Here is a 26,909-nt window from a genome sequence, read left to right on the forward strand (position 1 = left end):
TGCCCCTTGAGGAATTTACCCGCTCAATGGCCCGTGTATATTCATCCATAAAGTAGGTAATGTCGATTCTTTTTTCATGCTGCTTTCCGATGCAGCTTTCCTTAAAAGGACAGCCTTTACAATCACTTCTGCGGGTGAAATACTGCCGCTGCTTTACCATGTTAGCAGCGAACTTAATCTTGTGGAAAGTAACTTTCCTGTTATTCGGACACAGCCAATAATCCTCTTCTCGGTGGTAGGTGAATCCTTCAGGGCCTCCTTTGTAGGTGCCATGCACGGAAATAAAAGGTTCAATCTTTTGCTCTTCCAGTAGGTGAAGATTCTCTCCAGAGCAGTAGCCGGCATCGGCTGCTATGGCCCCGCAGCACAAGCCCAGGTTAGTTAGCCTACCTTTCATTGCTTCGATAATTCGCGGCAGGCACTGGCTATCTTTCTGCTCAGCCAAGTCAGCCTGGGTGTGGGTAATAACATGGTGAGCTGTATCAACAGAGAGCTGATTAAAATAGCACAGCTGACAAGGCTTTCCTGGTTTTACAGCGATACGTGCATCAGGGTCTACAGGGGAGTAGTGGGTTTTATTGCTGGTAAACCTGTGCTCCTTACTACCTGCTCCGGGTCTTTTATCCTTGCTCCACTTCTTTTGCCTGCTGGCTATCTCCTGAAGCTCCTCTTTTCTGGCAGAGATGCTTCGTTGCTGCCTGCTGGATTTATCCTCCCTTGCAGGCCTGTGGGCTGTGCTTAGCTGATGACCCTGCTCCAACTTCTCCTCTGGCACCTTTAGCTCTAAAGAACTCATGGAAGCATTGGCTTTGATGTAGGCTGAATCGATTGCCTGCACGTTTCCTGTTCCACAGCGGCAGCCACCATACCAGCATCTACACAAAGGGAAAGGATGTGAGTGAAGAGTTTATCGAAGAGGTCTTTGCTCAGCCTTTGTCTGGTTCTGGAAACGGTGGAATGCCATGGCAAAGCTTCATCTAAGTTGTAGCCAAGGAAGTAGCGCAGGTCCAGCCTTAGACTGCATACTTCCATCAGCTTCCTGTCGGAGTCGATGTTCTCCAGGTGCTTAATCAGGCAGAGCTTGAAAAAGACCTCAGGGTCTATGCTCTTCTGTCCGCAGCTTTGGTACGTTCAGAAAGGAAATCCAGCCTGAGGAACTCCTTTAGCCGGTAATAGAGGTTGTGTTTTGGAACAGCCTCTGAAAGCGAAAAGCGAAACTGCTTCCGCTCCCGAAAAATCTTCCTGCCCTGCATCGCTTAAAAAGTTGTTCCTTACCTGCTAAACAACTACTTTCAGAAAGTAGTGCAACAGCCACCCCAAGAAATATCAACGGCTGGTTAGTTGGAGTATCTATTTTCCCTGTCCTTTACTACTTTAACGTAGGCGGATAGTTACCTGGCAATTTGCCTCAGCCGATCCTGTTTTTATTAACGCTACTGGTAATTGCTAACAAAATAACGCAACCAATCCTGAATTATGAAAAAAATAAACAGGACAAAATTATTCTTGATAATAGTTTTTGCAATTAGTTTCACAATAGCGGGAATTTACTACTTACTTGAAGGGACTGGCGTCGGTACCATTGGGTTTACAATATTTGGTCTTATTTACATGTATATACCCGCCATTTCGGTGGTCATTGTAAAGAAGTTTTTTTATAGGGAAAAGATTAAATTTGATTTGTTAATTTCTTTTAAAATTAACAAATGGTTCTTTATTGCGTGGCTTCTTGTGCCTGTTATCATTTTTTCAACAATTGTCATCAACCTGATTTTGCCGGATGTTGCATACAATTCCGAAATGTCGGGACTAGATAATCTATTGACTCCAGAACAGATTGAACAAAGGGAGCAGTCATTGAATTCTCTCCCAGTTAACTTACTTTGGCTTACTTTGCTTCAAGGATTGATAGCCGGATTAACTGTGAATGCACTGGCTGCTTTTGGAGAAGAACTTGCTTGGAGAGGGTTTTTCCTTAGGTCGTATGAATACATGAAATTCTTTAAAGCTGCAGTTATTATTGGCTTTATATGGGGAATATGGCATGCTCCATTAGTTTTAATGGGACACAACTATCCCCAGCACCTACAAATAGGTGTATTCATGATGATTATCTTGAGTATCTTACTAACTCCAATTTTCCTGTACATAACTATCAAAGCAAAATCTGTAATTGCGGCATCCATTATGCATGGAACAATGAATGCAATTGCTGGAATATCTATTATGTCTATTACTGGTGGAAATGACCTGACATCAGGAATAACCGGTTTGGCAGGATTTATAACATTGACTATATTTTTAATAGCTCTAATTATTTATGATTATAAAATAAGCAAGGATAAAATATTTATAAGCAAAATAAATAACTACCTGTAACACGAGACTACAATCTATGGCTGGTGCGTACGTGACTGATATTTTTAGCATTTTACTATCTTTATCTTAGGCAGATAGTAAGCTGGTGATTTGCCCAGCCGCTGTTATCTTTATCACCGTTAAAACCCACCATGAAAAGGTATAGCTTCATAATATTCTTACTGATTCTTTTACTGCCGGTTTCTTCATATGGGACGGTGGATTATTTGTCAGTAAATCACGTGACAAAAGAATATTATTGGGGTAACGAAGATAATGAGACAGGATGGATAGGCTGGGAAACCGTTCCAGAGGGACAACTTGATACTGCTGAAGAAGAGTTTGAAGAATTAGGATATACAAGGGCTCTTAATCCATTCAAAATAGAATCAATTCTAATCTTGGCTATAGGGGTTTCTGTATTCGGTATATATTTTTTTGAGAGGAAATAAGAAGAAATTGAGTACCAGATAAAATCGCTACGGCTGGTATGCCGGAAGAGATAATTATGCTGCTCTTTTATTATCTTCACCTAGGTGGAGAGTAACTACCCCTTTTACTTTTAAATCTGTACTGAATTTGGTATTAGCATGTTAAAAAGATATGAGTGAAATAAAAGAGAGTTGTAATTCTGTAGAAACTTTATGGAAAGATTTCCTAAAGGGGAATCCTGATAATAAGGTTAAGGAAACTCCGGTATCTTTTTATTTCTGTGACAATGAAAAAGACGCAAATGAATGTGCGGAATTAGTTGTCAAAGGAATAAAACAAGCTACAGCAACTTCTCTTTGGTGGTTTGAGAAAAACAAGGAGAATTTGCCAGAAGTCGGCAACCAGTACATTATAACTGATTGGAATGGAAATGCCAAAGCAATTATTGAGACTACTAAAGTAGTCCTAACACCCTATAATGAAATTACACCTGAGTTTGCACAAACTGAAGGAGAAGGAGATAAGTCATTAGCGTACTGGAAAAGAGTTCACCAGGCATTTTACACAAGAGAAATGGAGCCTTATGGAGAAGAATTTGATGAAAGTATGATAATTGTGTGTGAATATTTTAAAACGATTTTTAAAAAGTAAAACGCAGTACAGCAATGCGATAGCTTATCGGGCATGTACTGGAAACTCAGGCTTCCAGGCCATTTATAAGCCAAACAGCCAACAGAAACTAAGGTGTCCTTAACTGCCCAACACCCAGTTTGCAAACCGTTAACCCAATAAAATAACCAAGTATGAGAACAAGCTTCTTCCTTCTCTTCTTTTTGTTAAGTGTTCAGTTATTTGCCCAGGAGGTTGATAAACCTTTTGATCTCAGATTTGGGTTAGGTACATCTTTACTTGGGTCTGGCGACATACTTACAATAACTTTAGAGAATGAATTAAACTATAAGCTAACAAAATATTTTACCACTGGTTTGTCATTGAATTATGGTAGAAGCAATAATGGAGTTTATGGAACAACATCATATATACAGGGAAACCTAAATGTATTCATCTCTCCATTTAAGAATACCAGGAAAAATGATTTTAGAATAGGTACAGGTGTATCTTTATATAATGTGTCAGATACTCATTTACTCTATAGGTGGTTTGATTCATCTGGGGAATTGGTGGAGATTAACTATGATGTGGATGTGAGGAAGTCCTATGGGTATAACATCATTCTTGAAGATACTTATTCCATCAATAGTAAACTCCTTTTAGGACTCAGGCTTTTTACTCAACCCTATTTGAACGGAGACATAAATTCCGGAGTATTATTAAAGTTTGGTGTGAAATTATAATAACTGGGGCTAACCGTTGACAGAGGTTGTATGATATTTGGAAGACAAACAAAAGCTGCTATGAAGAACCTTTTCCTACTTGCATGTTTTTTCTTTATAGTGTCATGCTCGAAAGAAGATGACCCAGAATATACTACCCCTATTTCAGGACACTATAAAGTGACATCCATTCAATCAGATATAAGTGCTGATTTGAATAATGATGGTATAAAATCAAATAATATTTTTGAGGAAATTGCCAGCCCCCATTATGGGAAAGATGGAAAGCAGGTTTCTTATTTCAATTTTGATTCTCATGGGAGTTACTTAGAAGTAAGGCCATTGGAATCCAGCCGGAATAATGCGAAAATAATTTCTTTTAAATTTCCAAGCCAGCATATCGAGTACTTCACAAATGGGACTCCTTATCTTGTGATGTATGTAAGAGCTTTCATCCATTATAGATATGAGCTGAATCAGGAAAGTAACTTCTTTCAGCTAATTAATACAAATCCTGACTATGATGAGAATGGAAATTTAAAGTCGCTAGAGCTGCTGGAAAACAAGGATTTGAAATTGCTTTTAACAAAGCAGGTATTCGATTTTGTTGAGATGGATTGGGTTGAATTAAATATGACTGTGATTTATAAAAAAGTAGAATAGCCTCTGCCAACACCAAAAATAACAAAAACCGCTCACTGGAGTAGCAATTTTCACTCATCTCCACCATCCAACTATCATCCAGCCTGTTTTTCCACCTCTTTCTTTACGGCTGGTGCCACTACTGTCCCGAGTAGCTCTATAGCACGCAAAACTTTGGCATGAGGCAGGGTGCCTACACTGATGTGGAACAGGAAACGGGTATTGCCAAAAAGCTCATACTCCCACAGTATCTTGTCAATAACCTGCTGAGGGCTGCCTACCAGCAAGGAGCCCTGCGGAGAGCGCATATAATCATACTGCTCTCTGTTCATGGGAGACCATCCCCGTTCCCGACCAATCTTGCTCATTAAGTAGGCGTAAGGCCCGTAAAATTCGTCAGCTGCCTGCTGCGAATCATCTGCAATATAGCCGTGAGAATTAATAGCCAGCTGAAAATCTGACTGCTGATGACCACTCTCTTTAAAGGTTTTTTTATAAAGCTCTGTAAAAGGCACAAAGCGCTCCGGCATTCCGCCGATAATTGCCAGGGCCATGGGCAGGCCCTTACCGGCAGCCCTTACTACCGATTCGGGTGTGCCTCCCACGGCTATCCACACAGGGAGCTCCTGCTGGTAAGGGCGCGGATAAACGCCCCTGTTGTCAATCGATGGCCGGTGTTTTCCTTTCCAGCTGATTTTCTCATGCTTGTTTAACCGGAGAAGCAGGTCCAGCTTTTCGGCAAAAAGCGTGTCATAGTCTGCCAGGTCATTTCCAAAAAGGGGGAAGGATTCAATAAATGAGCCTCTGCCGGCCATTATTTCAGCCCTGCCTTTCGAAAGCAGGTCTACATGGGCAAAATCCTGGAAAATACGCACCGGATCATCAGAGCTCAGCACCGTTACGGCACTGGAAAGCCGGATGTTGTTGGTTTTAACAGCGGCCGCTGCCAGCACCACCGCCGGGGAAGAAACAATAAAATCGGGCCGGTGATGCTCTCCGATAGAGAAAATATCCAGGCCCAGCTGGTCCGACAGTGCAATTTCTTCCATAAGATTCATCATCCTTTCGTGGGGACTAAGCAGTTGTCCGCTTGCCGGGTCAGGAGTATTTTCTACGAAGGTGGTTATGCCTATTTCCATCATTAATGCTGTTGTTTCTTTCTGTCATAAATAAAGGAAACCTTCTAAATGTTCTAAGGGAGAGGCAAAAGCATTGGGAGAAGGCCTGTTTCTGTAAACCTTTTTCTGGTAGTGCATCTTTAGAGAAAGTAGACATAATAAAAACAGCTATGCTGGACATCGTAATTGGAGCCCGAAAAGCTTCCCTGGGTACTGGAATGGGCGTGCAGCGGATTCTTCCCTTTCGGCTGAGAAGGATGGTGGGTCCCTTTATTTTTATGGATCATGCAGGTCCGGTGGAGGTACAGCCCTCCTTAATTCCGTCCATAGATGTATTGCCGCATCCCCACATTGGCCTGTCTACCGTTAGCTATTTATTTGGCGGGCAGGTAACGCATCGTGACAGCCTTGGGGTGAAGCAGGTCATCCGGCCGGGAGAAGTGAACTGGATGACGGCCGGAAGCGGCATTGCCCATTCCGAACGTTTCGAGGAGCCGGAAGCATTGGCGGGCGGCGCACTGGAAATGATTCAGACCTGGGTGGCCCTTCCGGAGAAGGATGAAGAAGCGGCCCCTTCTTTTGAAAACTATCAGCCTGAACAGCTCCCGGTATTTACCGACAAGGGAATCTGGATGCGGCTGATAGCAGGAGAGGCATTTGGCCTGAAAAACAAGGTAAAAACACATTCTCCTCTGTTTTACCTGCACATTGTGCTGGAGAAGGGAGCCAGCTTTGGCTTGCCGGCCGGCCACACCGAAAGAGGCATATACATAGTCAAAGGGACCCTGGAGGTTTCGGGTCGAATCTATACAGCAGGGCAAATGCTCGTATTTACAAAAGGAGTAGATCCTGCTATAAAAGCTGCCGAAAAATGCACCCTCATGATGCTGGGAGGAGAGCCGCTGGGGGAAAGGTATATCTGGTGGAATTTTGTTTCTTCCAGGAAAGAACGGATAGAACAGGCCAAGGCAGACTGGAAAGAAGGCAGGATTCTTTTGCCCCCTTCAGATAATAGAGAATTCATTCCACTACCGGAAGATCGCTCCAGGCCTGCCGGCAGCCCACCCCCGCAGGCCCTTTCCTGAGATACCTCCCGGCGACCCGGATTACCATTTTAAGGCGGTGCCATGCGTGATTTAAATGAAGGGAGAGGTATAGAAGAGCTATTTTTCCCGGCCTCCACTTTATTCCTGCAGGCTGTCTGCCATAACAAGCGGGAGCCTTAGTTCATAGGCCTTATTCCTTGGAATTTCCAGCTCATATTTAGAGGTGTTATTGAACCATGGATTCAGGATGCGCAGCTCTTTATAGGTGGTGTGGTGCCTTTTAGCAAAATCGACCAGGTTATCAATATCTTCATCCACCACTATGGTAGTAAAGGTATAAGGCTTATATTTTTCCTCCGGTTTCAGGAAGTAGCCATAAGCTTCGGGGTTTTCCAGTATTAGCTTAAGGGCAATAATGCGGTATACATAGCGGGCGGTTTCCTTGTTCAGGTGCAGGTCGAAGAAATTATCCACCTGTTGCTCCTCCAGCAGCTCCTTAATGCCCCTCATACCCCGGTTATAGGAAGCGGCCACCAGTGGCCAGTCATTAAATTCCACATAAGCTTCCCTCAGGTATTTAGTCGCTGCTTCGGTCGCCAGCTTTGGGTCGCGGCGCATATCAACCGAGCGGTCCACCTCCAGGTCGTATTCCTCGGCGGTCGATTTCATAAACTGCCACATGCCCATGGCTCCGGCAAAGGATACAGCATTATTGTCCAGCTCACTTTCTGCCACAGCGAGGTAAAGAAAGTCCACCGGCACCAGGTTATCGTGCAGCGTCTTTTCAATGAGCGGTCGCCAGCGTTCCACCTCCTTCAGGATGGTCATGGTATGGGAGTGGAAAAAAGTATTTACCACCAGTTCATACTCCAGTGCCTCTCTTACATCGTGCCGGTGCAGGGGTATGGTATCACCGGCAAAGGTTACGACCTCAGGTACCGGAGGGGAGCTTACGTACTGTGGCGGGCGCGGATGGGCCGGGGTGCCGGTTTCTACCTCCACCTCCATACTCCTGTCTTCGAAATCCTGTGGTTGCAGGGGAGGGGTCGAAGGCTCTTCGGGGGTACAACTGAAAAGAAAAAGGAGGGAAAGGAATGGAAGAAGTGGGCGTTTCAAAAGAATTAAGTTTTTGAAGGTTATTTTTACAAGTAAACAGGAATATCTGAAACAGCTGGTAATTTGCTGTTTATCAGGTATTCGCAAAAGTAAAGCGGAAAAATGAGCTGATGCCCTTTTCAGGATAAAATATTTTTAGTTTTTGGTTCAGAAATGGAAGGTTCACCCGCCGGAGAAATGATATGGAAGAGAAACCTTTAGCCATACTGAGGAGTGCCCGCAGAGAGGGTGATACCCGTCGCATGGTCCGGCAGCTTTTTAGAGGTGTGGAGGTCGAAGTGGCCGACCTGCTCGGTTACCGCATTGCACCTTATTCCTATAGCGCTGTCTACCCCTCTGCCGACCAGTTTATGGCGCTGGTGGAGCGGATGCTGCGCCACAGGAAAATTGTTTTTGCCACGCCTGTGTACTGGTATGTGATGAGTGACAGCATGAAAATCTTCTTCGACCGCCTGGCCGATTTGGTGACTATTCAAAAGTCGCTGGGCCGATAAATGATGGGAAAGCAGGCCTTCCTGCTCGCAACAGGTTCGGAACCCTTACTGCCCCAGGGGTTTGAAGTACCCATTCGGCGCACGGCCCGGTATTTCGGAATGGAGTGGGGAGCCGTATATTATGGAGTAGCAGGAAAAGAGCAGCAGGTACTTTCGGGCGAAGCCAGTACTTTCCTGGCCAGCTTTAAGGGCTAAAGGGTAAAAACCGCTTGCTCTTTTTCCTATGGCATTAGCCTTTGTCTGAAGTTAACTTCTTTAAACTCTCTTAATCATTCATCTTACGCCCTATGCTAAAACTGGCTTTCTCCCTAATCACTTTTTGATAAAGGACCATTTCTGAAAGCAGGAGATTCCTTATATCCTTAGGGTCAAAGAGACTATCGGTTTAAAGAAATTCCCTTATTTGGAATTATTCGCATTTTTATATTGTAAAGAGAAGTGATTTGCTGTAGATTTATTGCTTCCAACACTATTGTTTAAACATCAAGAATTCATATGAAGAGAAATTCTCTATTGGTACTGGCGTTCCTGCTTTGTGGCCGCTTATGGGCGCAGGAATCCTACCCCATTAACGGGGTGCAGGATAAGCGCCTCCAGCGGCATGCCTTCACCAATGCCAACATTTATGTCGATTACCAGACACAGCTTTCCGATGCCACCCTTTTAATTGAAGATGGCAAAGTGGTAGCAGTGGGAAAGGATTTGAAAATTCCTGCCGGTACTATTGTGGAAGATTTGCAGGGTAAATGGATTTACCCGGGCCTTATCGACCCTTACACCAGCTATGGTATTACTAAACTGGAAGAAAAGGACCGGCCCCGTTATGCCACTCCGCAAATGGAGTCGTCGAAGGAAGGGGCCTATGCATGGAATGAAGCCATTCGTTCTCATTTCGATGCCGTAACTGCCTTCGATGCCAATGAAGGAGCAGCCAAAGAACTGCGGGACCTGGGTTTTGGCGCTGTACTGGCTCACCGGAACGATGGCATTGCCCGTGGTACCGGTACACTGGTAGCCCTGGCCGATGAGGATGCACAGGAAGTAATTCTGCTGCCAAAAGCTTCGGCTCATTTCTCTTTCGATAAAGGTACCTCTAATCAGGAATACCCTAGCTCCCTGATGGGCGCTATTGCATTGCTCCGCCAGACGCACCTCGATTCGCGCTGGTACAACGAGCTGTCGCCGAAGCCTTTTACAGACCAGTCGCTGGGGGCCTTCTATGCCCAGTATGGCATGCCACAGATTTTCGAAGCAGATGAAATGCTCTCTGCCCTTCGGGCCGATAAACTGGGCGATGAATTTGGGGTGCAGTATATCATCCGCGGTAATGGCGATGAATACAAGCGTTTGGGCGAAATTAAGCAAACCGGCGGCGCTTATATTATTCCGCTCGACTTTCCGGAGGCTTATGAAGTAGAAGATCCGCTCGACGAAATGAATGTTTCGCTGTCGCAGATGAAACACTGGGAAATGGCTCCTTATAATCCTGCCTTGCTGGCGAAAGAGGAGGTGCCTTTTGCCATTACCACCGACGGACTCAAAGACAAAAGCAAGTTCTGGCCTAACCTGCGGAAAGCAGTGGATGCCGGCCTGAGCAAGGAGGCAGCCCTTAAAGCACTTACCTATACTCCTGCCAATCTTCTGAATGCCGAAGAAATGGTTGGTAGCCTGGAAAAAGGCCGTCAGGCAAACTTTATTATTACCTCCGGCGATCTGTTTGAAGACGAAACGGTTATTTATCAGAACTGGGTACAGGGAAACCCTTACCAGCTGAACGATATGGCTGTTGCCGATGTAAGAGGCCAGTATAAGCTGCAGGTAGGCGGCGAAAGCTACCCTGTAGAGGTAAGTGGCAAAATGGAGAAACCAGCATTTAAACTGCTGAAGAACGATACGACTAAGTATACGATTAATACCAACCTCAGCGATAACTTAATTACCCTTACTTTTAATCCAAAGCCTGAAGACAGCCTGCAGAACCATGCTATCCGTTTATCGGGCTGGCGCGATGGCCAGAACTGGAAAGGAAGCGGCCGCCTCGCCAACGGGGAAAAAGTAGACTTCAATCTCCTGTACGAAGGAGCTCTTGAGGAAGAGGAGGAAAAGGAGAAGGAAGAGAAAACCGCCGAAGAGGCCAGAGGGCAGATCATCTATCCTTTTGTGGCTTATGGCTATACAGAAATTCCGGAGGCCAAAACCTACCTGATTAAAAATGCCACCGTCTGGACGAACGAAGAAGCCGGTATTGTGGAGAACACTGACGTATTGGTAGAAAATGGCAAAATAAGCAAAATAGGCCAGAACCTAAGTGCCAAAAATGCAGTGGTTATTGACGGTACAGGTAAGCACCTTACCAGTGGCATTATCGATGAGCACTCTCACATTGCCATAGAAGGTGGCGTAAATGAGGGTACACAGGCTGTTACGTCCGAAGTACGAATTGGCGATGTGGTAAGCTCCGAAGATGTAAATATTTACCGCCAGCTGGCAGGTGGCGTTACCGCTTCGCAATTGCTGCACGGTTCTGCCAACCCAATTGGCGGACAGTCGGCGCTTATTAAGCTGCGCTGGGGCAAAACGCCTGAAGAAATGAAAATTGAAGGGGCTGATGAATACATTAAGTTTGCCCTGGGCGAGAACGTAAAGCAATCGAACTGGGGCCCTCATTATGATATACGCTTCCCGCAAAGCCGTATGGGTGTGGAGCAGGTAATGGTCGATGCCTTTAACCGTGCTAAAGCGTATGAGCAGGAGTGGAAAACCTATAACAGCCTTTCTAAAAAGGAAAAGCAGCGGACCGACCCGCCACGCAAAGACCTTGAGCTGGAGGCGCTGGTGGAAATATTAAACGATGATCGTTTTATTACCAGCCACTCTTATGTACAGTCAGAAATTAATATGCTGATGGAAGTGGCTGAAAAGTATGGCTTTAATGTCAATACCTTTACCCACATCCTGGAAGGCTATAAACTGGCCGATAAAATGGCGAAGCATGGAGCAGGTGGCTCTACTTTTGCCGACTGGTGGGTGTATAAAATGGAAGTGCAGGAGGCCATTCCTTATAATGCCGCTTTAATGCATGGAGAAGGCGTGGTAACCGCTATTAACTCGGATGATGCCGAAATGGCCCGCCGCCTGAACCAGGAGGCCGCTAAAACGGTGAAATACGGTGGTGTATCGGAAGAAGAAGCCTGGAAAATGGTTACCCTCAACCCGGCGAAACTGTTGCACCTCGATGACCGCATGGGCAGCGTGAAAGCCGGCAAAGATGCCGACCTGGTGCTCTGGAATAACAATCCGCTTTCTATTTACGCCAAGCCCCTCAAAACCATGGTCGACGGGGTGGTGTACTTCGATATAGAGAAAGATAAGGAAATGCGGGAAGCCATTAGCCAGGAAAGAGCCCGCCTGATCAGCGAAATGCGGGAAGCCAAAGAAGGGGGCGAATCTACCCAAAAAGCCCGTCCGGAGGCACAGCATATCTGGCATTGCGAAGATCTGCACGGATTAAATAAACACATTGAAGAAGTACATAACCGCTGATAGAAACATGCAAAAGATACATTTATATTTAATCGCCCTTATGTTGCTGCTGGCGGTAAGCCCTGCCAGGGCCCAGAACCCGGCACCGGCGCCGGCACAGGAAAAGCCCATCGCGCTGATGAATGGCATCGCCCACCTCGGCAATGGAGAAGTGATTCCGAATGCAGTCATTACTTTTCGCGATGGTAAAATTGAAACCGTTGCCGATGCCACCCGTGTACGCCTGAACCTCGATGGCTATGAAGTCATCTCCATTGAAGGGCAGCATGTGTATCCGGGCTTTATCCTGCCCTATACAAATTTAGGTCTGGTGGAAGTGGATGCTGTTCGCGCCACGATTGACGAAGCAGAGGTAGGAGAATTTAACCCGAATGTTCGCTCTCTAATCGCTTATAATACCGACTCGCAAATCATCCCGACAGTGCGCAGCAATGGAATTTTACTGGCGCAGGTAGCTCCTCGCGGTGGTGTTATTTCGGGCAGCTCTTCGGTAGTACAGCTCGACGCCTGGAACTGGGAAGATGCCGTGGTACAGGAAGATGGCGGAATTTGGCTTAACTGGCCTTCTATTTACCGCCGTACCGGCTGGTGGGCAGAGCCAGGTCCGATAGAGATGAACAAGGAGTACGATAAGCGGGTAGGGGAGATAAAGCAGTTCATGGATGATGCCAAAGCCTATGCGGAAGGAACACCAGCTACCATTAACCTCAAGCTCGAAGCCATGAAGGGGTTGTTCGATGGAAGTAAAAAACTGTATATCAGGGCAGATAATGCCAAGGAAATAGTGGAAGGAATAAAAACTGCCCAGCAGTATTCCATCCCGGAAATTGTGGTGGCAGGGGCCGAAGATGCCTGGCTGGTAAAGGACTTCCTGAAGGATAATAAAATTCCTGTACTGCTGGCCAATGTACACCGGCTGCCCGCCCGCCCTGAAGAAGATATAGACATGCCTTACAAGTTAGCAGGTATGCTGCACGACGAAGGAATACTGGTGGGGCTACTCTATGACGACCTCAAAAGCAACCGAAACCTGCCTTTCTTTGCCGGAACAACGGCGGCCTATGGGCTCGATAAGGAGCAGGCTTTACAGCTGATTACTTCCAACACAGCTAAAATTTTAGGAATTGAAGATGTGGCAGGTACATTGGAGCCGGGTAAAAGTGCTACCCTCTTTATTTCGGAAGGCGATGCGCTCGACATGCGTACCAATAAAGTAACGCAGGCTTTTATTCAGGGAAGAGACGTGAACCTGCATAACAAGCAGAAAGAGCTTTACAAGAAGTATAAAGATAAATACGAGGCAGGGAAATAATACTTTTCTGCATTACTTACCGTAGAAAGGCATCCTTTGCGCAGGCAGGGGATGCCTTTTTTGTATCGATAAAATGGTCCGGTACAGGAACATCCGGCCTGCTATTCGTTGTAAGGGTATGGACCAGCAATTGTGGAACCGAACCAAAAAGGTGATCAGCCAGGCAAGTAACCGTTTTTCGGAAGCCGATCCAATTGTGTACAGCGCGGCTATTGCTTTCTTTACCCTTTTTTCCATGCCTCCCATTTTGCTGATTATTGTGTGGGTGGCAGGCGAAATAATTGGGAAAGGAGCGATTAAAGGCGAAGTATACCGGCAGGTAGCGGAAAAGGTTGGACCGGAAAGCGCCGGACAAATTCAACGCCTGCTGGAAAGGGGGCGCGACCTTGGCGATAACCTGGCGGCCAATATTTTAACCATTGCGCTGCTGGTTTTTACAGCCACGGTAGTGTTTAATTTTGTTAAAAAAGCACTGAACAGCATATGGGGAGTAAAGCCAAAGCCCAAGAAAGGAGTCGTCAAGTTTGTTTTTGACCGTTTTATGTCGCTCCTGCTGATTATTGTGCTGGGTGTTTTTATCGTAGCCAGCTTACTGGCCGATACCCTTATTAATTCTTTTACAGACATACTGGCGGGCGAGCTGCTCGGAATGGCTTCTTACGTCGCCATTATTCTTAATACCATTACTTCCTACCTTTTGGTTACTTTTTCTTTTGCTCTGCTGTTTAAATTCCTACCGGATATTAAAATCCACTGGAAACCTGTTTGGGTAGGTGCCTTTATTACCGGCCTTTTGTTCACGCTGGGAAAATATGTAATAGTTCACATTATCAGCAGCACCAATATCAGTAGCACTTATGGAGCGGCAGGTTCACTGGCTGCCATTCTTTTATGGGTGTTTTACTCCTCTGTTATTGTGCTGATAGGAGCACTCATCACTAAAATCCATTTTCTTCACAAGGGCTATGTAGTTACCCCTAACAGCAATGCTGTAGCCGTAGAGGTAAAAGAAATTGAACGAAATCACTTAAAGAAATAATTATCTTTCCTGTTCCTGTTTAAACCATCCTGCCAGCCAAAGGGCTACCAGGCTGCCTTCGGCCAGGGCATCCAGCAGATACACATTCCATATCCGGTCGATGCCGGCATAATAAATATCGATGGCCGCCATGGAAAGGGCGCTGCCAACGGCCAGCAGAAAAATTTCCAGACTGATACGCCGGTTGTATGCGGCCGACAGAAGAACAAGGCCGATGATGCTGAGCAGAAGGCCTACCGTCCGAACCAGCCAAAGGTCAAACTTTGGCCCACTTATCGCCACAAAGCTTTCCATGTGCAGGAGTGGCCATATTCCGGTAGCAAAGAAATAAAACCCCTGAAGCAGGCATACCCAATACAGAATCGCTGATTTGGCCATTTTAAAGAGATGTTGGGGGTATTTAGTTAAGAATGCAGACGGAAGAAGTGAGAAAAAGTTAGGCAGGCTGGGGTAATGAAAAGCTTCTTTGCCGTTTTAATAATGAAGCTATATGATGGTAAAATACCCGTAGAAGGGATAATAATGGCTTAACCATTCTTTCAAGAAGGAGAAAGTTGAAGCACCTGCACCTTTCATTTGAATGCATCATTGATTTTTTGCAAATTTGAGATTACATAAGTGCATTTGAAAATCCCTGCCTTTTGTTACTATTCTCTAAACCACATTTGCTTTGAAAATTAAGTATGTCTTTTTTTCGATAGTGGCAGCCCTTTTACTGGGTGCGGCTTTTTATTTTTATACCAGCACCACAGGAGAGACAGCTTCCGATGCCTGGGGCTTCGTGCCGGAGCATGCAGTGTGGATATATGAAACGGAACAGCCGCAGGAGGTGTGGGGCCAGCTGCAGCAAAGTCCCATGGGGGAAATACTGGCCGGCCTGCCCTGGTTCGTTGGCCTAAAGAATAATAAGCAACTGCTCGATAGTGCAAGCTCCGGCAAGCTGGCAACATTTTTAGAAGACAGGCACCTTCTTATTTCAGCCCACATCACGGAAAGCAATAATTTTGGTTATCTCTTTTACCTTCCCCTGCAGGGGCTGGAAGATTATGACGCACTGGAACAGGTGTTGCGGCACTTTAAAAATGATTCGCTTTACCGGTACGGGAAGCGAAATTACCAGGGGCTCACCGTCGAGGAGTTCTCTGCTCCCGAAGCAGGAAAACGCTTTTCCTACCTTTTGCACGAAGGCTACCTGCTCGGCAGCTTTGCCCCTTTTCTGGTCGAAGATGTGATCCGGCAGCTGACTTCACCTGAGGAGAAGGGCTTCCGGAAGCACCACGCCAGCCTTTTTCAGTTAAGTGAAAGTGCTGCAGACGAAGGGAATTTATATGTAAACGGACAGGAGTTAGGCAATTACCTGAATATCTTTCTGAAAGAAAACTCCTTCCAGCCGGCACTGCCGTTTGAGGCGAAGCTGGATGTATCGCTTAATGAAGATGGTTTGCTGCTCAATGGTTATCTGCTGCCGGAGGCCAGCCAGGCATCGCCCTACCTCAGCAGCCTGCTGAGTGCCAGCCCACAGACACCAGCCATGACAGGCCTGGTGCCCCTGAATACGGCAACTCTTGAATTTTACGGGTTTAGTAACGGACTTTCATGGCTGGAATCCCTTCAGGCAGCTGGCGCTATTCCCGGCTGGTCGGCCCTGGTAGAAGAATTCCCGGCTGCTGCCGTTTTGCCGGCCAGTATAGGAACTCATCTTGCCCTCGCCCGAATTCCGGCACCCGGGGAGGAGAAGCCTCATCAGCTTCTGTACCTGCATAGTCCACGTGCGGCAGAGCGGGCAGAGGAGTGGGAAGCGCTGGCGGCTACCTTTAGCGAGGCCGGGAGCGATAGCCTTTACCAGGAAGTTTTTAGCGGCCACGCCATCACCCAGCTGGCCTACCCAGAACTGCCCGAAGCCTTCCTGGGTACTGCCTTCCCGGGCTTTGAGGAAACTTTTTTTGTGCAGCTGGATGATTACCTGGTGCTGAGTAACAGTGTGCAGGCCCTTAAATCGCTGTTGCTGGATATTGAGAGTGACCTTACATGGGAAAAATCCCTGCCATTTTACCAGTTCATGGAAAAAACCAACCAGGAAACCAACTGGGGCTATTATGTAAATGTGGAAGAGGTTTGGAAACAGTTGCTGGCAAAGGCGGAGCCGGAGTGGAAGGCACTGCTGGAGCAGCAAGGGCCCTATCTGCGGCAGTTTAGCCGATTAGCTATGCAAATTAGTTCGCTGGAGGAGATGTTTTATGCAAGTCTCTTTCTGCAGGCTCAGCCAGGAAATGTTCAGGAGCTGGAAGGCATCCGGCTTACGACTGTTCATGAAAGCTTCCTGGAGGTCCCGCTCATTAGCGGACCTATGCTGGCCCGTAACCCGGAAGATAAAAGCAGGGAAGTACTGGTGCAGGATACACTTTACCAGCTTCACCTGCTTGATGCACAGGGAGACCTGCAAAAGAAAGATAGCCTTGGTGCCCCACTGGTCGCTGACATCTTTCAGCCGGATGTCCGGAAGAACGGAAAGCCCCATTACCTGGCAGTCACTAAAGAAGGGCTACACTTTTATGATGCCTCTTTTTCCATGAAAGAAGGTTTCCCGCTAAGGCTGCCAGGAGAGGCACCGGCTGCCCAGGCAAATGTCATCGACTATAACGGTAGCAAAATGTACCGTATAATGGTAGCGGCAGAATCGGGCGATATTTTTATGTACGATACCGAGGGCAATAACCTGGAAGGCTGGCAGCCTCGTGTACTGGACGGCGGCCTCAGCGCGGCTCCGGGTCACCTTCGGGTACGGGGAAAAGACTTTATTTATGCTTTTCAGCAGAAAGGGGTTATTCAGCTATTGAACCGCCGGGGAGAACAGTATAAGGGTTTTCCGCTCAACCTGAAAGATAGCCTGCTGGGCCCGGTGCTGATTCGACCTGGCTCCGACTTTAAGAGCACTCGTTTTACCACGGTTACCAAAGGTGGGGAACTGGTTTCCTTTAACCTGAATGGCAGAATTACCGGCCAGGAGCAGCTGTATAAACCCGAGGCAGATACCCGCTTTTTCCTGGTGCCTGACCAGGAAGAGGAAAACTTTCTCATAGCACGCCAAACACGTTATAACCTAAGCCTGCTCGATGAGGAAGGAAAGTTATTATTTGAAAAAGATTACCTCGGTGCTGAAGATGTGGTGGTGCAATACTTCTCTTATGGAGCAGATAAAGAAGTAATTGCCGTTACGGATCCGGTGGAAGCCTTTACTTTTCTCTACGATCGGGAGGGGAAACTGCTGAACATGGAGCCGCTCAACAGCTGCTGCCCGGTGCAATTGTTGTACCAGGAAAACGATGGCAGTTATGAGTTAATCAGGAGCTATGGTAATAAAGTAAGCCTGATGAAAGGAGAATGATCAGGCTTTTAGCCGGTGCTGAATTGGGTGGTGTGCTTCCTGAAGGGCGGAAACAGAGAAAAGGCAAAACGGTTTCTGCTCCGGCAAATTTTCAGTAACTTGCATTTTTAATCATTTAACACCTGTCTTTTTATGAAATTTGGAACCAAAGCCATACATGCAGGCGTAGAGCCGGACCCATCTACCGGCGCCATTATGACGCCTATTTTTCAGACCTCAACCTATGTGCAGACCTCACCAGGGCAGCATAAAGGCTACGAGTATTCCCGTTCCCAGAACCCTACCCGCCATGCGCTTGAAAAAAGCCTGGCAGCGCTGGAGAATGGCAAACACGGACTCTGCTTTTCATCCGGCCTGGGGGCCATCGATGCCGTTATAAAATTATTTTCGCCAGGCGATGAGATTATCAGTACGAATGACCTGTACGGAGGCTCTTACCGGATTTTTACCAAAATTTTCGAAAAGTACGGGCTAAAGTTTCATTTCGTGCCTATGCACGATACAAAGGCGATTGAGGAGAAAATCTCTGATAAAACCAAAATGCTGTGGGTGGAAACCCCTACCAACCCGATGATGAACATCATCGATATAGAAGCCTCTTCCCGTCTGGCGAAGAAGCATAAGCTTGTATTAGCAGTTGACAATACCTTTAGCACTCCATACCTTCAGAATCCGCTCGATTTAGGTGCCGACATTGTTATGCACTCCGTAACGAAATACATTGGCGGCCATTCCGACGTGGTAATGGGAGCACTGGTAGTAAATGATGACAGCCTTCAGGAACGACTGGCCTTTATCCAGAACAGCTGCGGTGCCGTACCTGGTCCGCAGGACTGCTTCCTGGTGCTGAGGGGCATTAAGACCCTGCACATTCGCATGCAGCGCCACAGCGAGAATGGCCGTAAGATAGCAGAGTACCTGAACCAGCACCCGAAGGTAGGAAAAGTATACTGGCCTGGCCTTCCATCGCACCCGAACCATGAAGTGGCTAAAAAGCAAATGCGCGATTTTGGTGGCATGATCTCTTTTACGCTAAAAGGAGATAAGCAGGAAGATGCGATTAAAGTGCTGGAGAAGTTTAAATACTTTACCCTGGCAGAATCGCTTGGTGGAGTAGAATCCCTGAGCGGCCACCCGGCCAGTATGACCCATGCCAGTATTCCAAAGGAGGATCGTGATATTGCCGGTTTAAAAGACTCGCTTATTCGCCTGAGTGTAGGCATCGAAGATGCGGAGGACCTGATTGAAGACCTGAAGCAGGCAATTGGTTAATTCCGGTTTAACGAAAAAATGAGGAGGCTCATCCTGATAAGGGGTGGGCCTTTTTTGTTGAACCAGCTTAGCTTTGATTCAGCAAAGGTTTCTTCTGAACGGAGGAAGCGTTCTGGGGCTTAATGCTTTAGCTAAAAAAATGGCAGGAGCTGGCTTAAAATCAGAAAAAAAATCATACATTAATACAACCGTTCTTTCCGGACGTGTGTCTTTTTACTGATTACTTGAATGCGCTTTATGACGCATACTGAAGAAGAACTTATAGCGGGTTGCCGTAAAGGCGACAGAAAGATGCAACACGAACTTTATCAGCGTTTTGCCGGTAAAATGTTTGTGGTATGTCTGCGCTATGTTCAGGGGCAACTCGAAGCTGAAGATGTTCTGCAGGAAGCGTTTATTAAAGTATTCAATAAACTGGAGCAGTATAGAGCCGAGGCTTCCCTTACCAGCTGGATTAAGAGAATAGTCGTTAATACGGCACTCAACCACCAGCGAGGGAAGTTGTATATGTATCCCATGGTCGATGTGGAAAATATGCATGGCATGGCAGGCCAGGAGCTGACACTCTCCGGGTACCATTTTCAGGATTTGCTCAGGCTTATTCAGGAGCTTCCTTCCGGCTGCAGGGTAATATTTAACCTGTATGCCATTGAAGGTTATAACCATAAGGAAATTGCTGAGCTTTTAAAAATCTCTGAAGGTACATCGAAGTCACAGTATGCAAGGGCGCGACAGCTCTTGCAGAGCCGAATTGTCGCGTTGGAAAAAAATGGATATGAAAAAGTTAAGTGAACGGTCAGAGTTGGAAGAGGAATGGGACTCGGCCTTTAAAGAGGCCTCTCTGCCACCCTCCGACAGCGTTTGGAATAGGATTGACGGAGCACTCACCAAACAGGAGGTACGTAAATACAGGAAGCGTGCTTTCATTTACCAGTGGGTAGCTGCGGCCTCTGTACTGCTGGTGCTGGGGCTTGGCTGGTGGCTGATGCTGGCAGAGCCATTGAGCCGGAATACCGGCCAGCTGGCAGGGGAGGAACAGTTTAGCGCCGAAGGTACTGAAAGGGTGGCAAGTCAGGAAAAACCTACTTCTGAGCAGCAGAAAACTTCCATACCTCAGGCTGCCGCCCTGGCAGAGGAAAGAGCCGTTTCGAGTACACCTAATGGTAAGGCAGGCGGGAATGGCAGGCAGTCAGGCGAGGCGGTATTGGCTGAAGTATCAGCAAGAGAAGGAGAGGATTCTCCGGCTGTAACGAAGCAAAATACCCGTGGATTTTTCCCTCTTATCGTGGATGGCGGCACAAGCCTGGCAGGAGCTATCGTACAAAAAGCATTAAGCAGAGCGGGTTTTGCTGAAAAACAGGAGGAAAATGCCGTTGCTTCTGCAAAGGGGAAAGGTTTTATGGAAGAAGATTTCCTTCCCGGGCAGGTAGGGGTTTCAGTACAGAAAGTATGGGTGGCCTCTCAGATGCTGGAAGAGAAAAAAGAGACTACTTCACCTAAATACTGGCTTGGGGCTTCTATGGCTTCCAACTTTTACGCACCTAACTTTAAAAACGGAGAGTATACCTCTTTCGAAAGCCTGGCAGCAAAAGAAGCAGAACCCACCAAGGGCAGGCAAATATCTACTGCTAGGGTAAGTGAATGGCATGAAGACCAGGAGCAGGAGATTTCTGTTAATGCAGGAGTGCAGGCTGCTGCCTGGTTAGGTAAAAAGTGGGTGCTCCAGGGAGGACTGCAATATGGCAGCTATCGTTCCTCGGCCACGGCTGGAACTTTTGTAGATGGTGCCACCGGAGAAGCTTATCCTCTGCATTTCGCTAACTTCAGCTACGACAAGCTCCAGAAAGCAAGTGTTGACTCACGCTTAGCAGCACCGGTTTCGGCCGTCAATTCTTTCGAATTCATATCAGTGCCCCTGCAGTTGGCCTATGTTGTATTTGACCGTCAATTCGGGCTGATGCTCTCTCCGGGCCTTTCCTCCGAATTCTTTCTCAGGAACCGAATTTCAGATGAAAATGACCGGTTGAATACCTTCACCGTAACCCCCGGCGAAGAGGCTCCATTTAAAAGAGTTCACTTTAAGGCCATTCTGGGAGCCCAGGTTTATTACAGGCTTGGCGACCATTATATTATTTCGCTGGAGCCAAGCTACCAGCAGGCCATTTCTGACTTCAGCAAATCCGATAGTTATTTTAACAGCCGTCCATCGAATATTGGAGTGGCCGCAGGTTTTAGATATATAATTCGATAAGCCTTCCAACCATCTGCTGAAAAGCGGTGTCTTAAAAAAAATGTAAAGCGGAAATACGATGATGAAGACTTCTGATCCGGCCATAAAAGATGGCGTAGGCATTGTGGCCCGGCTGGTTATTATTGCCCTGCTTCTGGGAGTATTGGGTACCATCCTGCAGGGGTGTAATGGAAAAAGCGAGCTGAAAGCTGTTGCGGAAAATAGAGCTTCTTCCGCTGTATTGGCAGACTTTTGCCATGTAGTGGAGGCTGAAAGCTCTCTTAGCCTCTATGAAGCAGCTGAAAATTATCATCTGTCATTTTGATGAGATAAAGCCCATGGTACCGGTTTGTCTTCTTTATAAGGCGCTTCTCAAGCAGACCTGGATAGTAAGAGAACCATTATTCATTATTATTGAACAGAGGGCTTAACTAAAAATATCACCTTTTAAATGCATTTAAAAGGGTGTGAAGAGGAGGAAACACCGGCCGCTAAGCCGGTGTTTCTTTTTGTACAAAAGTTGCTATCGCTGCCTCTATCTGCTCAGCGGCATCTTCCTGGATAAAGTGGCCGGCATCTTGTAGGTATACCGTTTTCGGATCCGCTAACAATTGTTGCCACCTCTCAAGAAAAGTGGGGTTAAAATATTTATCCTTCATTCCCCAGAGCAGCAATACAGGTTTTTCTTTCAGACGCGGGAGCTGCTGTTTCAGCTCCTGGTACCAGGAGGAAGCACCAAGGAGAGAAAGGGCAATCTGGTAGAGGGCGTGCCGCGAAGAGGAGGAGGGAAATACTTTGATGTAGTGCCGGTGAATATCTTTGCTGAACTTGTCTTTTTTTGCAATCCCCTCTTTAAAAAGAACCTTTGGAGAGAGGTTCACCTGCAGGTATAAAAACTTTCCCAGCCAGCTGTTTAGCATCTTATCTGCCTTTCGGAAGGAGGCCTCATGCTCCAGCGACCACAGCCAGCTGTTGGCAATAACCACGCGGGCTATTTTTTCAGGATGCCGAAGGGCATACGAAAGGCCGATGGGGCCGCCAAAATCATGTACGACTAAAGTGATGTCTTTCAGTTCAAGTTGTTGGAGCCACTGTTCCAGCCGTCTGGCATGCGCCTGTGGGCGGTAGTCTGCCTGTGCAGGTTTATCGGAAAGGCCGAAGCCCAAATGGTCAATGGCGAGGCAGCGATGGGTGGCAGAAAACTTTTTAATCAGGTGGCGGTAAAGGAATGACCAGGAAGGGGTACCGTGTATGAAAACGATGGGGTCTCCTTTTCCTTCGTCGATATAGTGCATTCTTCCTTCGTTGGTGCTAAAATAGTGGGAGGTAAAAGGGTACGCTTCTTTGTTAAACCATGACTTGCTTTTCAGCTCGACCGCGGGTGGAGGGGAGGAATAGGGCTTTTTCATCTGGCATTTTGTTTAAGTATATTTCCTGAGTAAAAGGTCCATCATGCGTTGGGCCGGGTAGTCCTTATTGATGAGAAAATGATGCACAATACCATCGAGCGCAGCGAAAAGCAATTGTGCTTCTTCTTTAGGGTTTGGTAGTCGCTCAATTTCCGGGAGCGCCTCCAGCTGTTGAATAATGTAGGCCTGTATCGTTTCCACCTCTTCTTTGAGGAGGTCCAGGATGCTTTGCTGCATCCGGAGAGCGTGCTGGAGACGCCAGAAGGAGCGGTTTTGCTGCACCAGGCGGAGCATATTTTGCATCAGCGCCTGCAGGTTTAATGGATCCTGCCCCCGGCTCTTCATACTTTCCTGAATATCTTCCAGACTTTTGCGCATAATTTCCTGTAAGAGCTGCTCCTTGCTGCTAAAGTAATTGTAGGCCAGACCGGGTGATATGGCCGCTTCCTTTGCTATGTGCCGCATGGAGGTGCCGTTGTAACCCTCCATGCTAAATAACTGCAGGGCGGTCAGCAGGATTTTTTCCTTCATTTCCTCCCGGGCCTTCTCTCTCTGGTTCATTGATTAAACGTTTGTTCAATATAAAAATAATTTTCCTTTTTCCAAAAGAGAAATATGACTTTTAGAGAAAAGAAGCTATAAGTTTAAGACAGCAAACAGGGGAGAGAAAAAAAACTGCAGGTATTCCTAAATGCTGGTTGTTTTCTTCTTAAAGATATTGGTGAACACATCGAAGCGGCTTAAAAATTCTTTTCGTGGCACGGCCAGAATCTTGAGAATCCTTTTTCTGGCCTCGTAAAAGCATTCCTTCCGTAGCGCCTTTCGGTTAATGGCATTTGTAGCGCCGCAGTATTTTTTAGTAATCAGGCCAATGCGCAGGATCATTAATCCGTTAAAAGTGCCCTGCACTACGCTCTCGACCACATTGCCAAGGCCGGGTATCCATTTAGTGGCTCGTGCTCCTACAGAGGCGGTCGTTTCAGCCCCCTGGGCGGCAAGCTCATGAATAAATTCCTCAATATTATCTTCCAGTATTTCATCCAGCTGGTCTTCCACCAGTTTGGCGCCAATCACCATTAGCCCGATATTGCTGTAAAGATTTAAGAGTTGCCTGAGGCTCGTTCGCTGGAAATAAAGGCGAGAAACGCGCCAGAGGGTATTAATGGAAAAGTAAAAAACAATCAGGCTGTCGAAGGCTCCATTCTGCGAAATGGCGGTGCCGGCAAAGGTGCGAATGGTATTGTACTGAATCACCTTATCGGCCTGTGCATCGAGCAGGGGCATGGACTTTCGAACATCTTCAATGGTTTCGATTTGGATTCCCTGTTTTCTTAAATATCCGTTTTTCCTGTATCGCTGAATAAGCGATTGCTGATAGGAAGCCACCGCCTCCGGTTCGTTGCTTTGCGGGGGCAGCATGGCTTTGGGCAGGCGGAGATAGGTGAAAAGTGGAATCAGGAGAAGGGTAGCCACCAGTGCAATCAGGGCCACCAGTAAGATATCACCTAAAAGTGGATCGACCCGGTCGGCCAGGTAAACAAGATTGGCAATTTGCGCAACCAGAAAAAGAACAAAGCCAAGCAGAAAGAGCAGGGCCAGTGGTAGTAAAATAAGCTTTAAACTTCTCATATAATAAAGTAACGAAAACGGGGGTATTTTGGAGGAAAAATGGAATAATTTTTACCGTGATTGTTCTTCCTGCTGGAAGAAGAAGTGTGAAGTCAGTGAGCAATCAAAAGATTAAATTGCTCCTGTTTTTTGATATCGGCCCGATTTTAACCGACTTTTGCAGGAAGTGAAGAGGTTGGTAGCCTGGAAGCCCTTTTTCGCTTCAGGAATTTTTAAACTGCTTAAAGCCGCTTGTCATGTACTGGGAAAAATACGCGCATCATACCATAAAAGAAAAAGTAACGAAAGCTCTCCGGCAAAATCTCGATTACCGCGACAGAGATGTGCTGGGCCTGCCAGCCACCTTTCTCGATCCGAAGGTATTTTATTCCGATGCGCCTTTTCTTAAAGATGCCCCTTACATGCAGACGATGGTGGCCAATCCTAATCATATTGGTTGCCATACCCTCACGGAGGCCGAACCTGCTTTTTCCGGCACCCATGCGATTGAGCGCGACCTGATAAAAATATGTGCCTGCGAGATTTTTAAGAGCAAAGAAGGTGAATATGATGGCTATGTGGCATCGGGCGGTACTGAGGCGAACATTGAGGCCATGTGGATTCTGCGCAATTATTTCCGGAAGGAAAGGGGAGCAAAGCCCGGTGAAATTGCACTGGTGTATTCGCAGGACAGCCACTACTCCATGCCAAAGGGAGCAAACCTGCTGAGCCTCCACTCCATTGTGGTGCCGGTAGCGGAGGAAACCCGCCAGATACAGCCGGAGGCATTGAAAGAAGCGGTACAAGAGGCAAAAGAGGAAGGGTTTAAGTACTTCATCCTGGTAATGAATATGTCTACGACCATGTTTGGTTCTGTGGATGACATCGGGACAGCCACTTCCTGCCTCGATGCGCTGGAAGTGGAATACAGGGTGCATGTCGATGGCGCTTATGGCGGCTTCATCTATCCTTTTGCCTGTAAGGAGGAACACCCCTATACTTTTGAAAATCCAAAGATAGTTTCTTTTTCGCTCGATGCGCATAAGCTGGTGCAGTCGCCTTATGGCACCGGTATTTTCCTGGCCCGGAAGGGGATGATTGAATATGCGCTTACCGAAGAGGCGCAGTATGTAAAAGGGAAGGACTATACTTTAGTAGGAAGCCGCTCGGGCGCAAATGCCGTGGCTGTATGGATGATTCTCCGGACCTATGGATCGGAAGGCTGGGTGGCCAAAACAGCCGATCTCATCGAGCGCACCGACCGCCTGTGTATGAGCCTGGATGAACGGAGTATTCCTTATTACCGCCACCCGAAAATGAATATTGTGGCGATTAAGGGAAGTGCCGTGCCGCAGGAAATCGTGCAGCAATTTATGCTGGTGCCTGATACGCACGAAGGAAAGCCCAGCTGGGTTAAAATTGTAGTAATGGAGCACGTAACCCAGGGCAAGCTCGATAAGTTTTTGTTTGCACTGGATGGGGTGTCTCGTTAACTGCTCCACTCAGAGGGCCGTTGAAGGCAGGACTGTCTACTTCCATTCCACCACCATTCCACGGCTTTTATCCTGCAGGCGGGGCGGAACCGTTTCCTGTAAATGGTTGGATAACAGCTGCAGGAGCCGCTCTTTGGCAAAATGGCGGCTATATACCAGGCTTACTTCCCGCAGGGGACGGGGCTCAGCAAACCTTTTTACCTGGAATTGCCGCTCCTCGGGCAGGTCGATGGTAGCCAGCTCAGGGAGCAGGGTAAAGCCTCCTTCCGCATCAACCAGTTTCCGGAGTGTTTCCAGAGAGCCGCTCTCGAAGCGGAACGGCATGTTTTCCTCATTTTTCCGGTTGTAGGCGCAGAGGTTCAGGACCTGATGGCGGAAGCAATGGCCTTCGGAGAGAAGCCAGAGACCGGGCTGCGCGATATCATCCAGCTGCACAGGTTCCTGCGCAGCAAAAGGATGTTCCTGATGCGTGTATAGCTGTATTTCCTCATAAAACAAAGGCTTTTCTTTCATGGCCGGGTCGTGCAGGGGTGTTACCAGTATGCCTACATCCAATCGATCTTTCTTCAGAAATTCAACGATAGTCTCCGTTTCGTATTCCTGTATGTGCAGGGCTACCTTCGGGTACTTCCGGCAAAAGGGGCCGGCAAAGAGCGGCAGCAGGTAGGCTGAAAGGGTCGGGATGATGCCAATGTGCAGCTCTCCGCTGATGGTATCTTTCAGCTCTTCGGCAAGACCCTCAATTTTCCTGAACTCCTGCACTACCACTCTGGCCTGTTCAATTATGGCTTTACCTGCATCAGTAGGGATGACAGGCTGTTTGCTCCGGTCGAAGATCAGGAACCCCAGCCCTTCCTCCATCTTCTTAATCTGCATGCTAAGGGTGGGCTGGGTTACAAAGCATTTATCTGCGGCGGTGGCAAAATGCCGGTAAGCATCTACTGCCAGCATGTATTCCAGTTGAATTAATGAAATCATAATCTGCCTGAAAAAGGGTGGTTTGTGGTATGGGTAATGACTGCTGCAAAAGAGGAAATGCGTAAAGCCAACGCAATATAGGAAAAACCTATTACTAAAT

General features: G+C 47.1%; 24 protein-coding genes and 1 pseudogene. 17 read left to right on the forward strand and 8 right to left on the reverse strand.

Features of this window, described 5'->3' with window-relative positions; translation table 11 throughout:
- Positions 1 to 1,253 (reverse strand): annotated as a pseudogene (locus F752_RS27060) (transposase); the annotation flags it as partial.
- Positions 1,254 to 1,476: 223 nt separating this feature from the next.
- On the opposite strand from F752_RS27060, the gene F752_RS0119890 reads away from it, so the two are divergent.
- The 5 genes from F752_RS0119890 to F752_RS0119910 all read left to right on the forward strand — a co-directional run bounded on the left by F752_RS0119890 (position 1,477) and on the right by F752_RS0119910 (position 4,787).
- Complete coding sequence (locus F752_RS0119890) at positions 1,477 to 2,379, forward strand: CPBP family intramembrane glutamic endopeptidase (protein ID WP_017733503.1); 903 nt, start codon at positions 1,477 to 1,479, stop codon at positions 2,377 to 2,379.
- Positions 2,380 to 2,510: 131 nt separating this feature from the next.
- Complete coding sequence (locus F752_RS0119895; protein WP_017733504.1) at positions 2,511 to 2,810, forward strand: hypothetical protein; 300 nt, start codon at positions 2,511 to 2,513, stop codon at positions 2,808 to 2,810.
- Positions 2,811 to 2,961: 151 nt separating this feature from the next.
- Complete coding sequence (locus F752_RS0119900; protein WP_017733505.1) at positions 2,962 to 3,441, forward strand: ASCH domain-containing protein; 480 nt, start codon at positions 2,962 to 2,964, stop codon at positions 3,439 to 3,441.
- A 152-nt stretch (positions 3,442 to 3,593) separates the two neighbouring features.
- Positions 3,594 to 4,145 carry a hypothetical protein gene (locus F752_RS0119905; RefSeq protein ID WP_017733506.1) on the forward strand — a complete coding sequence of 184 codons (552 nt, stop codon included), beginning with the start codon at positions 3,594 to 3,596 and terminating at the stop codon, positions 4,143 to 4,145.
- A 30-nt stretch (positions 4,146 to 4,175) separates the two neighbouring features.
- Positions 4,176 to 4,787, forward strand: coding sequence for a hypothetical protein (locus F752_RS0119910; protein WP_152425228.1), 612 nt, complete (start codon positions 4,176 to 4,178; stop codon positions 4,785 to 4,787).
- Between the two features lie 74 nt (positions 4,788 to 4,861).
- Here the strand turns inward: F752_RS0119910 and F752_RS0119915 are convergent, their stop codons facing one another.
- A complete protein-coding gene (locus F752_RS0119915; protein WP_026135866.1) occupies positions 4,862 to 5,905 on the reverse strand; it encodes an LLM class flavin-dependent oxidoreductase in 1,044 nt (347 codons plus the stop codon).
- 149 nt (positions 5,906 to 6,054) lie between these two features.
- Here F752_RS0119915 and F752_RS0119920 point away from each other — a divergent pair, with 149 nt between their 5' ends.
- The gene (locus F752_RS0119920; RefSeq protein WP_026135867.1) at positions 6,055 to 6,969 is read left to right on the forward strand and encodes a pirin family protein; all 915 of its coding nucleotides are present in this window, start codon (positions 6,055 to 6,057) and stop codon (positions 6,967 to 6,969) included.
- Positions 6,970 to 7,068: 99 nt separating this feature from the next.
- Here the strand turns inward: F752_RS0119920 and F752_RS0119925 are convergent, their stop codons facing one another.
- On the reverse strand, positions 7,069 to 8,046 hold the full coding sequence (locus F752_RS0119925; protein WP_236614041.1) for a lytic transglycosylase domain-containing protein: 978 nt from the start codon (positions 8,044 to 8,046) through the stop codon (positions 7,069 to 7,071).
- Between the two features lie 182 nt (positions 8,047 to 8,228).
- Between F752_RS0119925 and F752_RS25595 the strand changes: the two genes are divergently transcribed.
- The 5 genes from F752_RS25595 to F752_RS0119945 all read left to right on the forward strand — a co-directional run bounded on the left by F752_RS25595 (position 8,229) and on the right by F752_RS0119945 (position 14,434).
- A complete protein-coding gene (locus tag F752_RS25595) occupies positions 8,229 to 8,540 on the forward strand; it encodes a flavodoxin family protein (protein ID WP_017733511.1) in 312 nt (103 codons plus the stop codon).
- Positions 8,541 to 8,735, forward strand: coding sequence for a hypothetical protein (locus F752_RS25600; protein ID WP_017733512.1), 195 nt, complete (start codon positions 8,541 to 8,543; stop codon positions 8,733 to 8,735).
- 300 nt (positions 8,736 to 9,035) lie between these two features.
- On the forward strand, positions 9,036 to 12,083 hold the full coding sequence (locus F752_RS0119935) for an amidohydrolase family protein (RefSeq protein WP_026135868.1): 3,048 nt from the start codon (positions 9,036 to 9,038) through the stop codon (positions 12,081 to 12,083).
- A gap of 7 nt (positions 12,084 to 12,090) precedes the next feature.
- Positions 12,091 to 13,395 carry an amidohydrolase family protein gene (locus tag F752_RS0119940; protein ID WP_026135869.1) on the forward strand — a complete coding sequence of 435 codons (1,305 nt, stop codon included), beginning with the start codon at positions 12,091 to 12,093 and terminating at the stop codon, positions 13,393 to 13,395.
- 118 nt (positions 13,396 to 13,513) lie between these two features.
- Complete coding sequence (locus tag F752_RS0119945; RefSeq protein WP_017733515.1) at positions 13,514 to 14,434, forward strand: YihY/virulence factor BrkB family protein; 921 nt, start codon at positions 13,514 to 13,516, stop codon at positions 14,432 to 14,434.
- Here F752_RS0119945 and F752_RS0119950 read toward each other — a convergent pair whose 3' ends face one another.
- Positions 14,435 to 14,812 carry a hypothetical protein gene (locus tag F752_RS0119950; protein ID WP_017733516.1) on the reverse strand — a complete coding sequence of 126 codons (378 nt, stop codon included), beginning with the start codon at positions 14,810 to 14,812 and terminating at the stop codon, positions 14,435 to 14,437.
- 292 nt (positions 14,813 to 15,104) lie between these two features.
- On the opposite strand from F752_RS0119950, the gene F752_RS0119955 reads away from it, so the two are divergent.
- The 5 genes from F752_RS0119955 to F752_RS0119985 all read left to right on the forward strand — a co-directional run bounded on the left by F752_RS0119955 (position 15,105) and on the right by F752_RS0119985 (position 21,646).
- Positions 15,105 to 17,819 (forward strand): hypothetical protein, encoded by a 2,715-nt coding sequence (locus tag F752_RS0119955; RefSeq protein WP_017733517.1) that lies wholly within the window; start codon positions 15,105 to 15,107, stop codon positions 17,817 to 17,819.
- A gap of 132 nt (positions 17,820 to 17,951) precedes the next feature.
- Entirely contained in the window at positions 17,952 to 19,091 is a 1,140-nt protein-coding gene (locus tag F752_RS0119965; protein ID WP_017733519.1) for a cystathionine gamma-synthase, read from the forward strand.
- A 228-nt stretch (positions 19,092 to 19,319) separates the two neighbouring features.
- Entirely contained in the window at positions 19,320 to 19,883 is a 564-nt protein-coding gene (locus F752_RS0119975; protein WP_017733521.1) for an RNA polymerase sigma factor, read from the forward strand.
- Positions 19,867 to 21,342 carry a hypothetical protein gene (locus F752_RS0119980; RefSeq protein WP_152425229.1) on the forward strand — a complete coding sequence of 492 codons (1,476 nt, stop codon included), beginning with the start codon at positions 19,867 to 19,869 and terminating at the stop codon, positions 21,340 to 21,342. Before F752_RS0119975 ends, F752_RS0119980 begins: the two co-directional genes overlap by 17 nt.
- 58 nt (positions 21,343 to 21,400) lie before the next feature.
- Positions 21,401 to 21,646, forward strand: a complete 246-nt coding sequence (locus F752_RS0119985) for a hypothetical protein (protein ID WP_017733523.1) — start codon at positions 21,401 to 21,403, stop codon at positions 21,644 to 21,646.
- A 166-nt stretch (positions 21,647 to 21,812) separates the two neighbouring features.
- On the opposite strand, the gene F752_RS0119990 is transcribed toward F752_RS0119985, so the two are convergent.
- The 3 genes from F752_RS0119990 to F752_RS0120000 form a co-directional block, all read right to left on the reverse strand.
- A complete protein-coding gene (locus tag F752_RS0119990; RefSeq protein WP_017733524.1) occupies positions 21,813 to 22,730 on the reverse strand; it encodes an alpha/beta fold hydrolase in 918 nt (305 codons plus the stop codon).
- 12 nt (positions 22,731 to 22,742) lie between these two features.
- On the reverse strand, positions 22,743 to 23,291 hold the full coding sequence (locus F752_RS25605) for a TetR/AcrR family transcriptional regulator (RefSeq protein ID WP_017733525.1): 549 nt from the start codon (positions 23,289 to 23,291) through the stop codon (positions 22,743 to 22,745).
- A gap of 126 nt (positions 23,292 to 23,417) precedes the next feature.
- Positions 23,418 to 24,359 carry a DUF697 domain-containing protein gene (locus tag F752_RS0120000; protein ID WP_017733526.1) on the reverse strand — a complete coding sequence of 314 codons (942 nt, stop codon included), beginning with the start codon at positions 24,357 to 24,359 and terminating at the stop codon, positions 23,418 to 23,420.
- 236 nt (positions 24,360 to 24,595) lie between these two features.
- Here F752_RS0120000 and F752_RS0120005 point away from each other — a divergent pair, with 236 nt between their 5' ends.
- The gene (locus F752_RS0120005) at positions 24,596 to 25,831 is read left to right on the forward strand and encodes a pyridoxal phosphate-dependent decarboxylase family protein (RefSeq protein WP_017733527.1); all 1,236 of its coding nucleotides are present in this window, start codon (positions 24,596 to 24,598) and stop codon (positions 25,829 to 25,831) included.
- 36 nt (positions 25,832 to 25,867) lie between these two features.
- On the opposite strand, the gene F752_RS0120010 is transcribed toward F752_RS0120005, so the two are convergent.
- Positions 25,868 to 26,809 (reverse strand): hydrogen peroxide-inducible genes activator, encoded by a 942-nt coding sequence (locus F752_RS0120010; protein ID WP_017733528.1) that lies wholly within the window; start codon positions 26,807 to 26,809, stop codon positions 25,868 to 25,870.
- Between the last annotated feature and the right edge of the window lie 100 nt (positions 26,810 to 26,909).

Origin of the sequence: Nafulsella turpanensis ZLM-10, from assembly GCF_000346615.1 — a bacterium.
In the GTDB taxonomy this organism is placed as follows: Bacteria; Bacteroidota; Bacteroidia; order Cytophagales; family Cyclobacteriaceae; genus Nafulsella; species Nafulsella turpanensis.

What these genes read in the sequence shown, in the direction of transcription:
- F752_RS0119890 (WP_017733503.1), top strand. Translation starts at nt 1,477, where the DNA reads ATGAAAAAAATAAACAGGACAAAATTATTCTTGATAATAGTTTTTGCA.
- F752_RS0119895 (WP_017733504.1), top strand. Translation starts at nt 2,511, where the DNA reads ATGAAAAGGTATAGCTTCATAATATTCTTACTGATTCTTTTACTGCCG.
- F752_RS0119900 (WP_017733505.1), top strand. Translation starts at nt 2,962, where the DNA reads ATGAGTGAAATAAAAGAGAGTTGTAATTCTGTAGAAACTTTATGGAAA.
- F752_RS0119905 (WP_017733506.1), top strand. Translation starts at nt 3,594, where the DNA reads ATGAGAACAAGCTTCTTCCTTCTCTTCTTTTTGTTAAGTGTTCAGTTA.
- F752_RS0119910 (WP_152425228.1), top strand. Translation starts at nt 4,176, where the DNA reads ATGATATTTGGAAGACAAACAAAAGCTGCTATGAAGAACCTTTTCCTA.
- F752_RS0119915 (WP_026135866.1), bottom strand. Translation starts at nt 5,905, where the DNA reads ATGGAAATAGGCATAACCACCTTCGTAGAAAATACTCCTGACCCGGCA.
- F752_RS0119920 (WP_026135867.1), top strand. Translation starts at nt 6,055, where the DNA reads ATGCTGGACATCGTAATTGGAGCCCGAAAAGCTTCCCTGGGTACTGGA.
- F752_RS25595 (WP_017733511.1), top strand. Translation starts at nt 8,229, where the DNA reads ATGGAAGAGAAACCTTTAGCCATACTGAGGAGTGCCCGCAGAGAGGGT.
- F752_RS25600 (WP_017733512.1), top strand. Translation starts at nt 8,541, where the DNA reads ATGATGGGAAAGCAGGCCTTCCTGCTCGCAACAGGTTCGGAACCCTTA.
- F752_RS0119935 (WP_026135868.1), top strand. Translation starts at nt 9,036, where the DNA reads ATGAAGAGAAATTCTCTATTGGTACTGGCGTTCCTGCTTTGTGGCCGC.
- F752_RS0119940 (WP_026135869.1), top strand. Translation starts at nt 12,091, where the DNA reads ATGCAAAAGATACATTTATATTTAATCGCCCTTATGTTGCTGCTGGCG.
- F752_RS0119945 (WP_017733515.1), top strand. Translation starts at nt 13,514, where the DNA reads ATGGACCAGCAATTGTGGAACCGAACCAAAAAGGTGATCAGCCAGGCA.
- F752_RS0119950 (WP_017733516.1), bottom strand. Translation starts at nt 14,812, where the DNA reads ATGGCCAAATCAGCGATTCTGTATTGGGTATGCCTGCTTCAGGGGTTT.
- F752_RS0119965 (WP_017733519.1), top strand. Translation starts at nt 17,952, where the DNA reads ATGAAATTTGGAACCAAAGCCATACATGCAGGCGTAGAGCCGGACCCA.
- F752_RS0119975 (WP_017733521.1), top strand. Translation starts at nt 19,320, where the DNA reads ATGCGCTTTATGACGCATACTGAAGAAGAACTTATAGCGGGTTGCCGT.
- F752_RS0119980 (WP_152425229.1), top strand. Translation starts at nt 19,867, where the DNA reads ATGAAAAAGTTAAGTGAACGGTCAGAGTTGGAAGAGGAATGGGACTCG.
- F752_RS0119985 (WP_017733523.1), top strand. Translation starts at nt 21,401, where the DNA reads ATGATGAAGACTTCTGATCCGGCCATAAAAGATGGCGTAGGCATTGTG.
- F752_RS0119990 (WP_017733524.1), bottom strand. Translation starts at nt 22,730, where the DNA reads ATGAAAAAGCCCTATTCCTCCCCTCCACCCGCGGTCGAGCTGAAAAGC.
- F752_RS25605 (WP_017733525.1), bottom strand. Translation starts at nt 23,291, where the DNA reads ATGAACCAGAGAGAGAAGGCCCGGGAGGAAATGAAGGAAAAAATCCTG.
- F752_RS0120000 (WP_017733526.1), bottom strand. Translation starts at nt 24,359, where the DNA reads ATGAGAAGTTTAAAGCTTATTTTACTACCACTGGCCCTGCTCTTTCTG.
- F752_RS0120005 (WP_017733527.1), top strand. Translation starts at nt 24,596, where the DNA reads ATGTACTGGGAAAAATACGCGCATCATACCATAAAAGAAAAAGTAACG.
- F752_RS0120010 (WP_017733528.1), bottom strand. Translation starts at nt 26,809, where the DNA reads ATGATTTCATTAATTCAACTGGAATACATGCTGGCAGTAGATGCTTAC.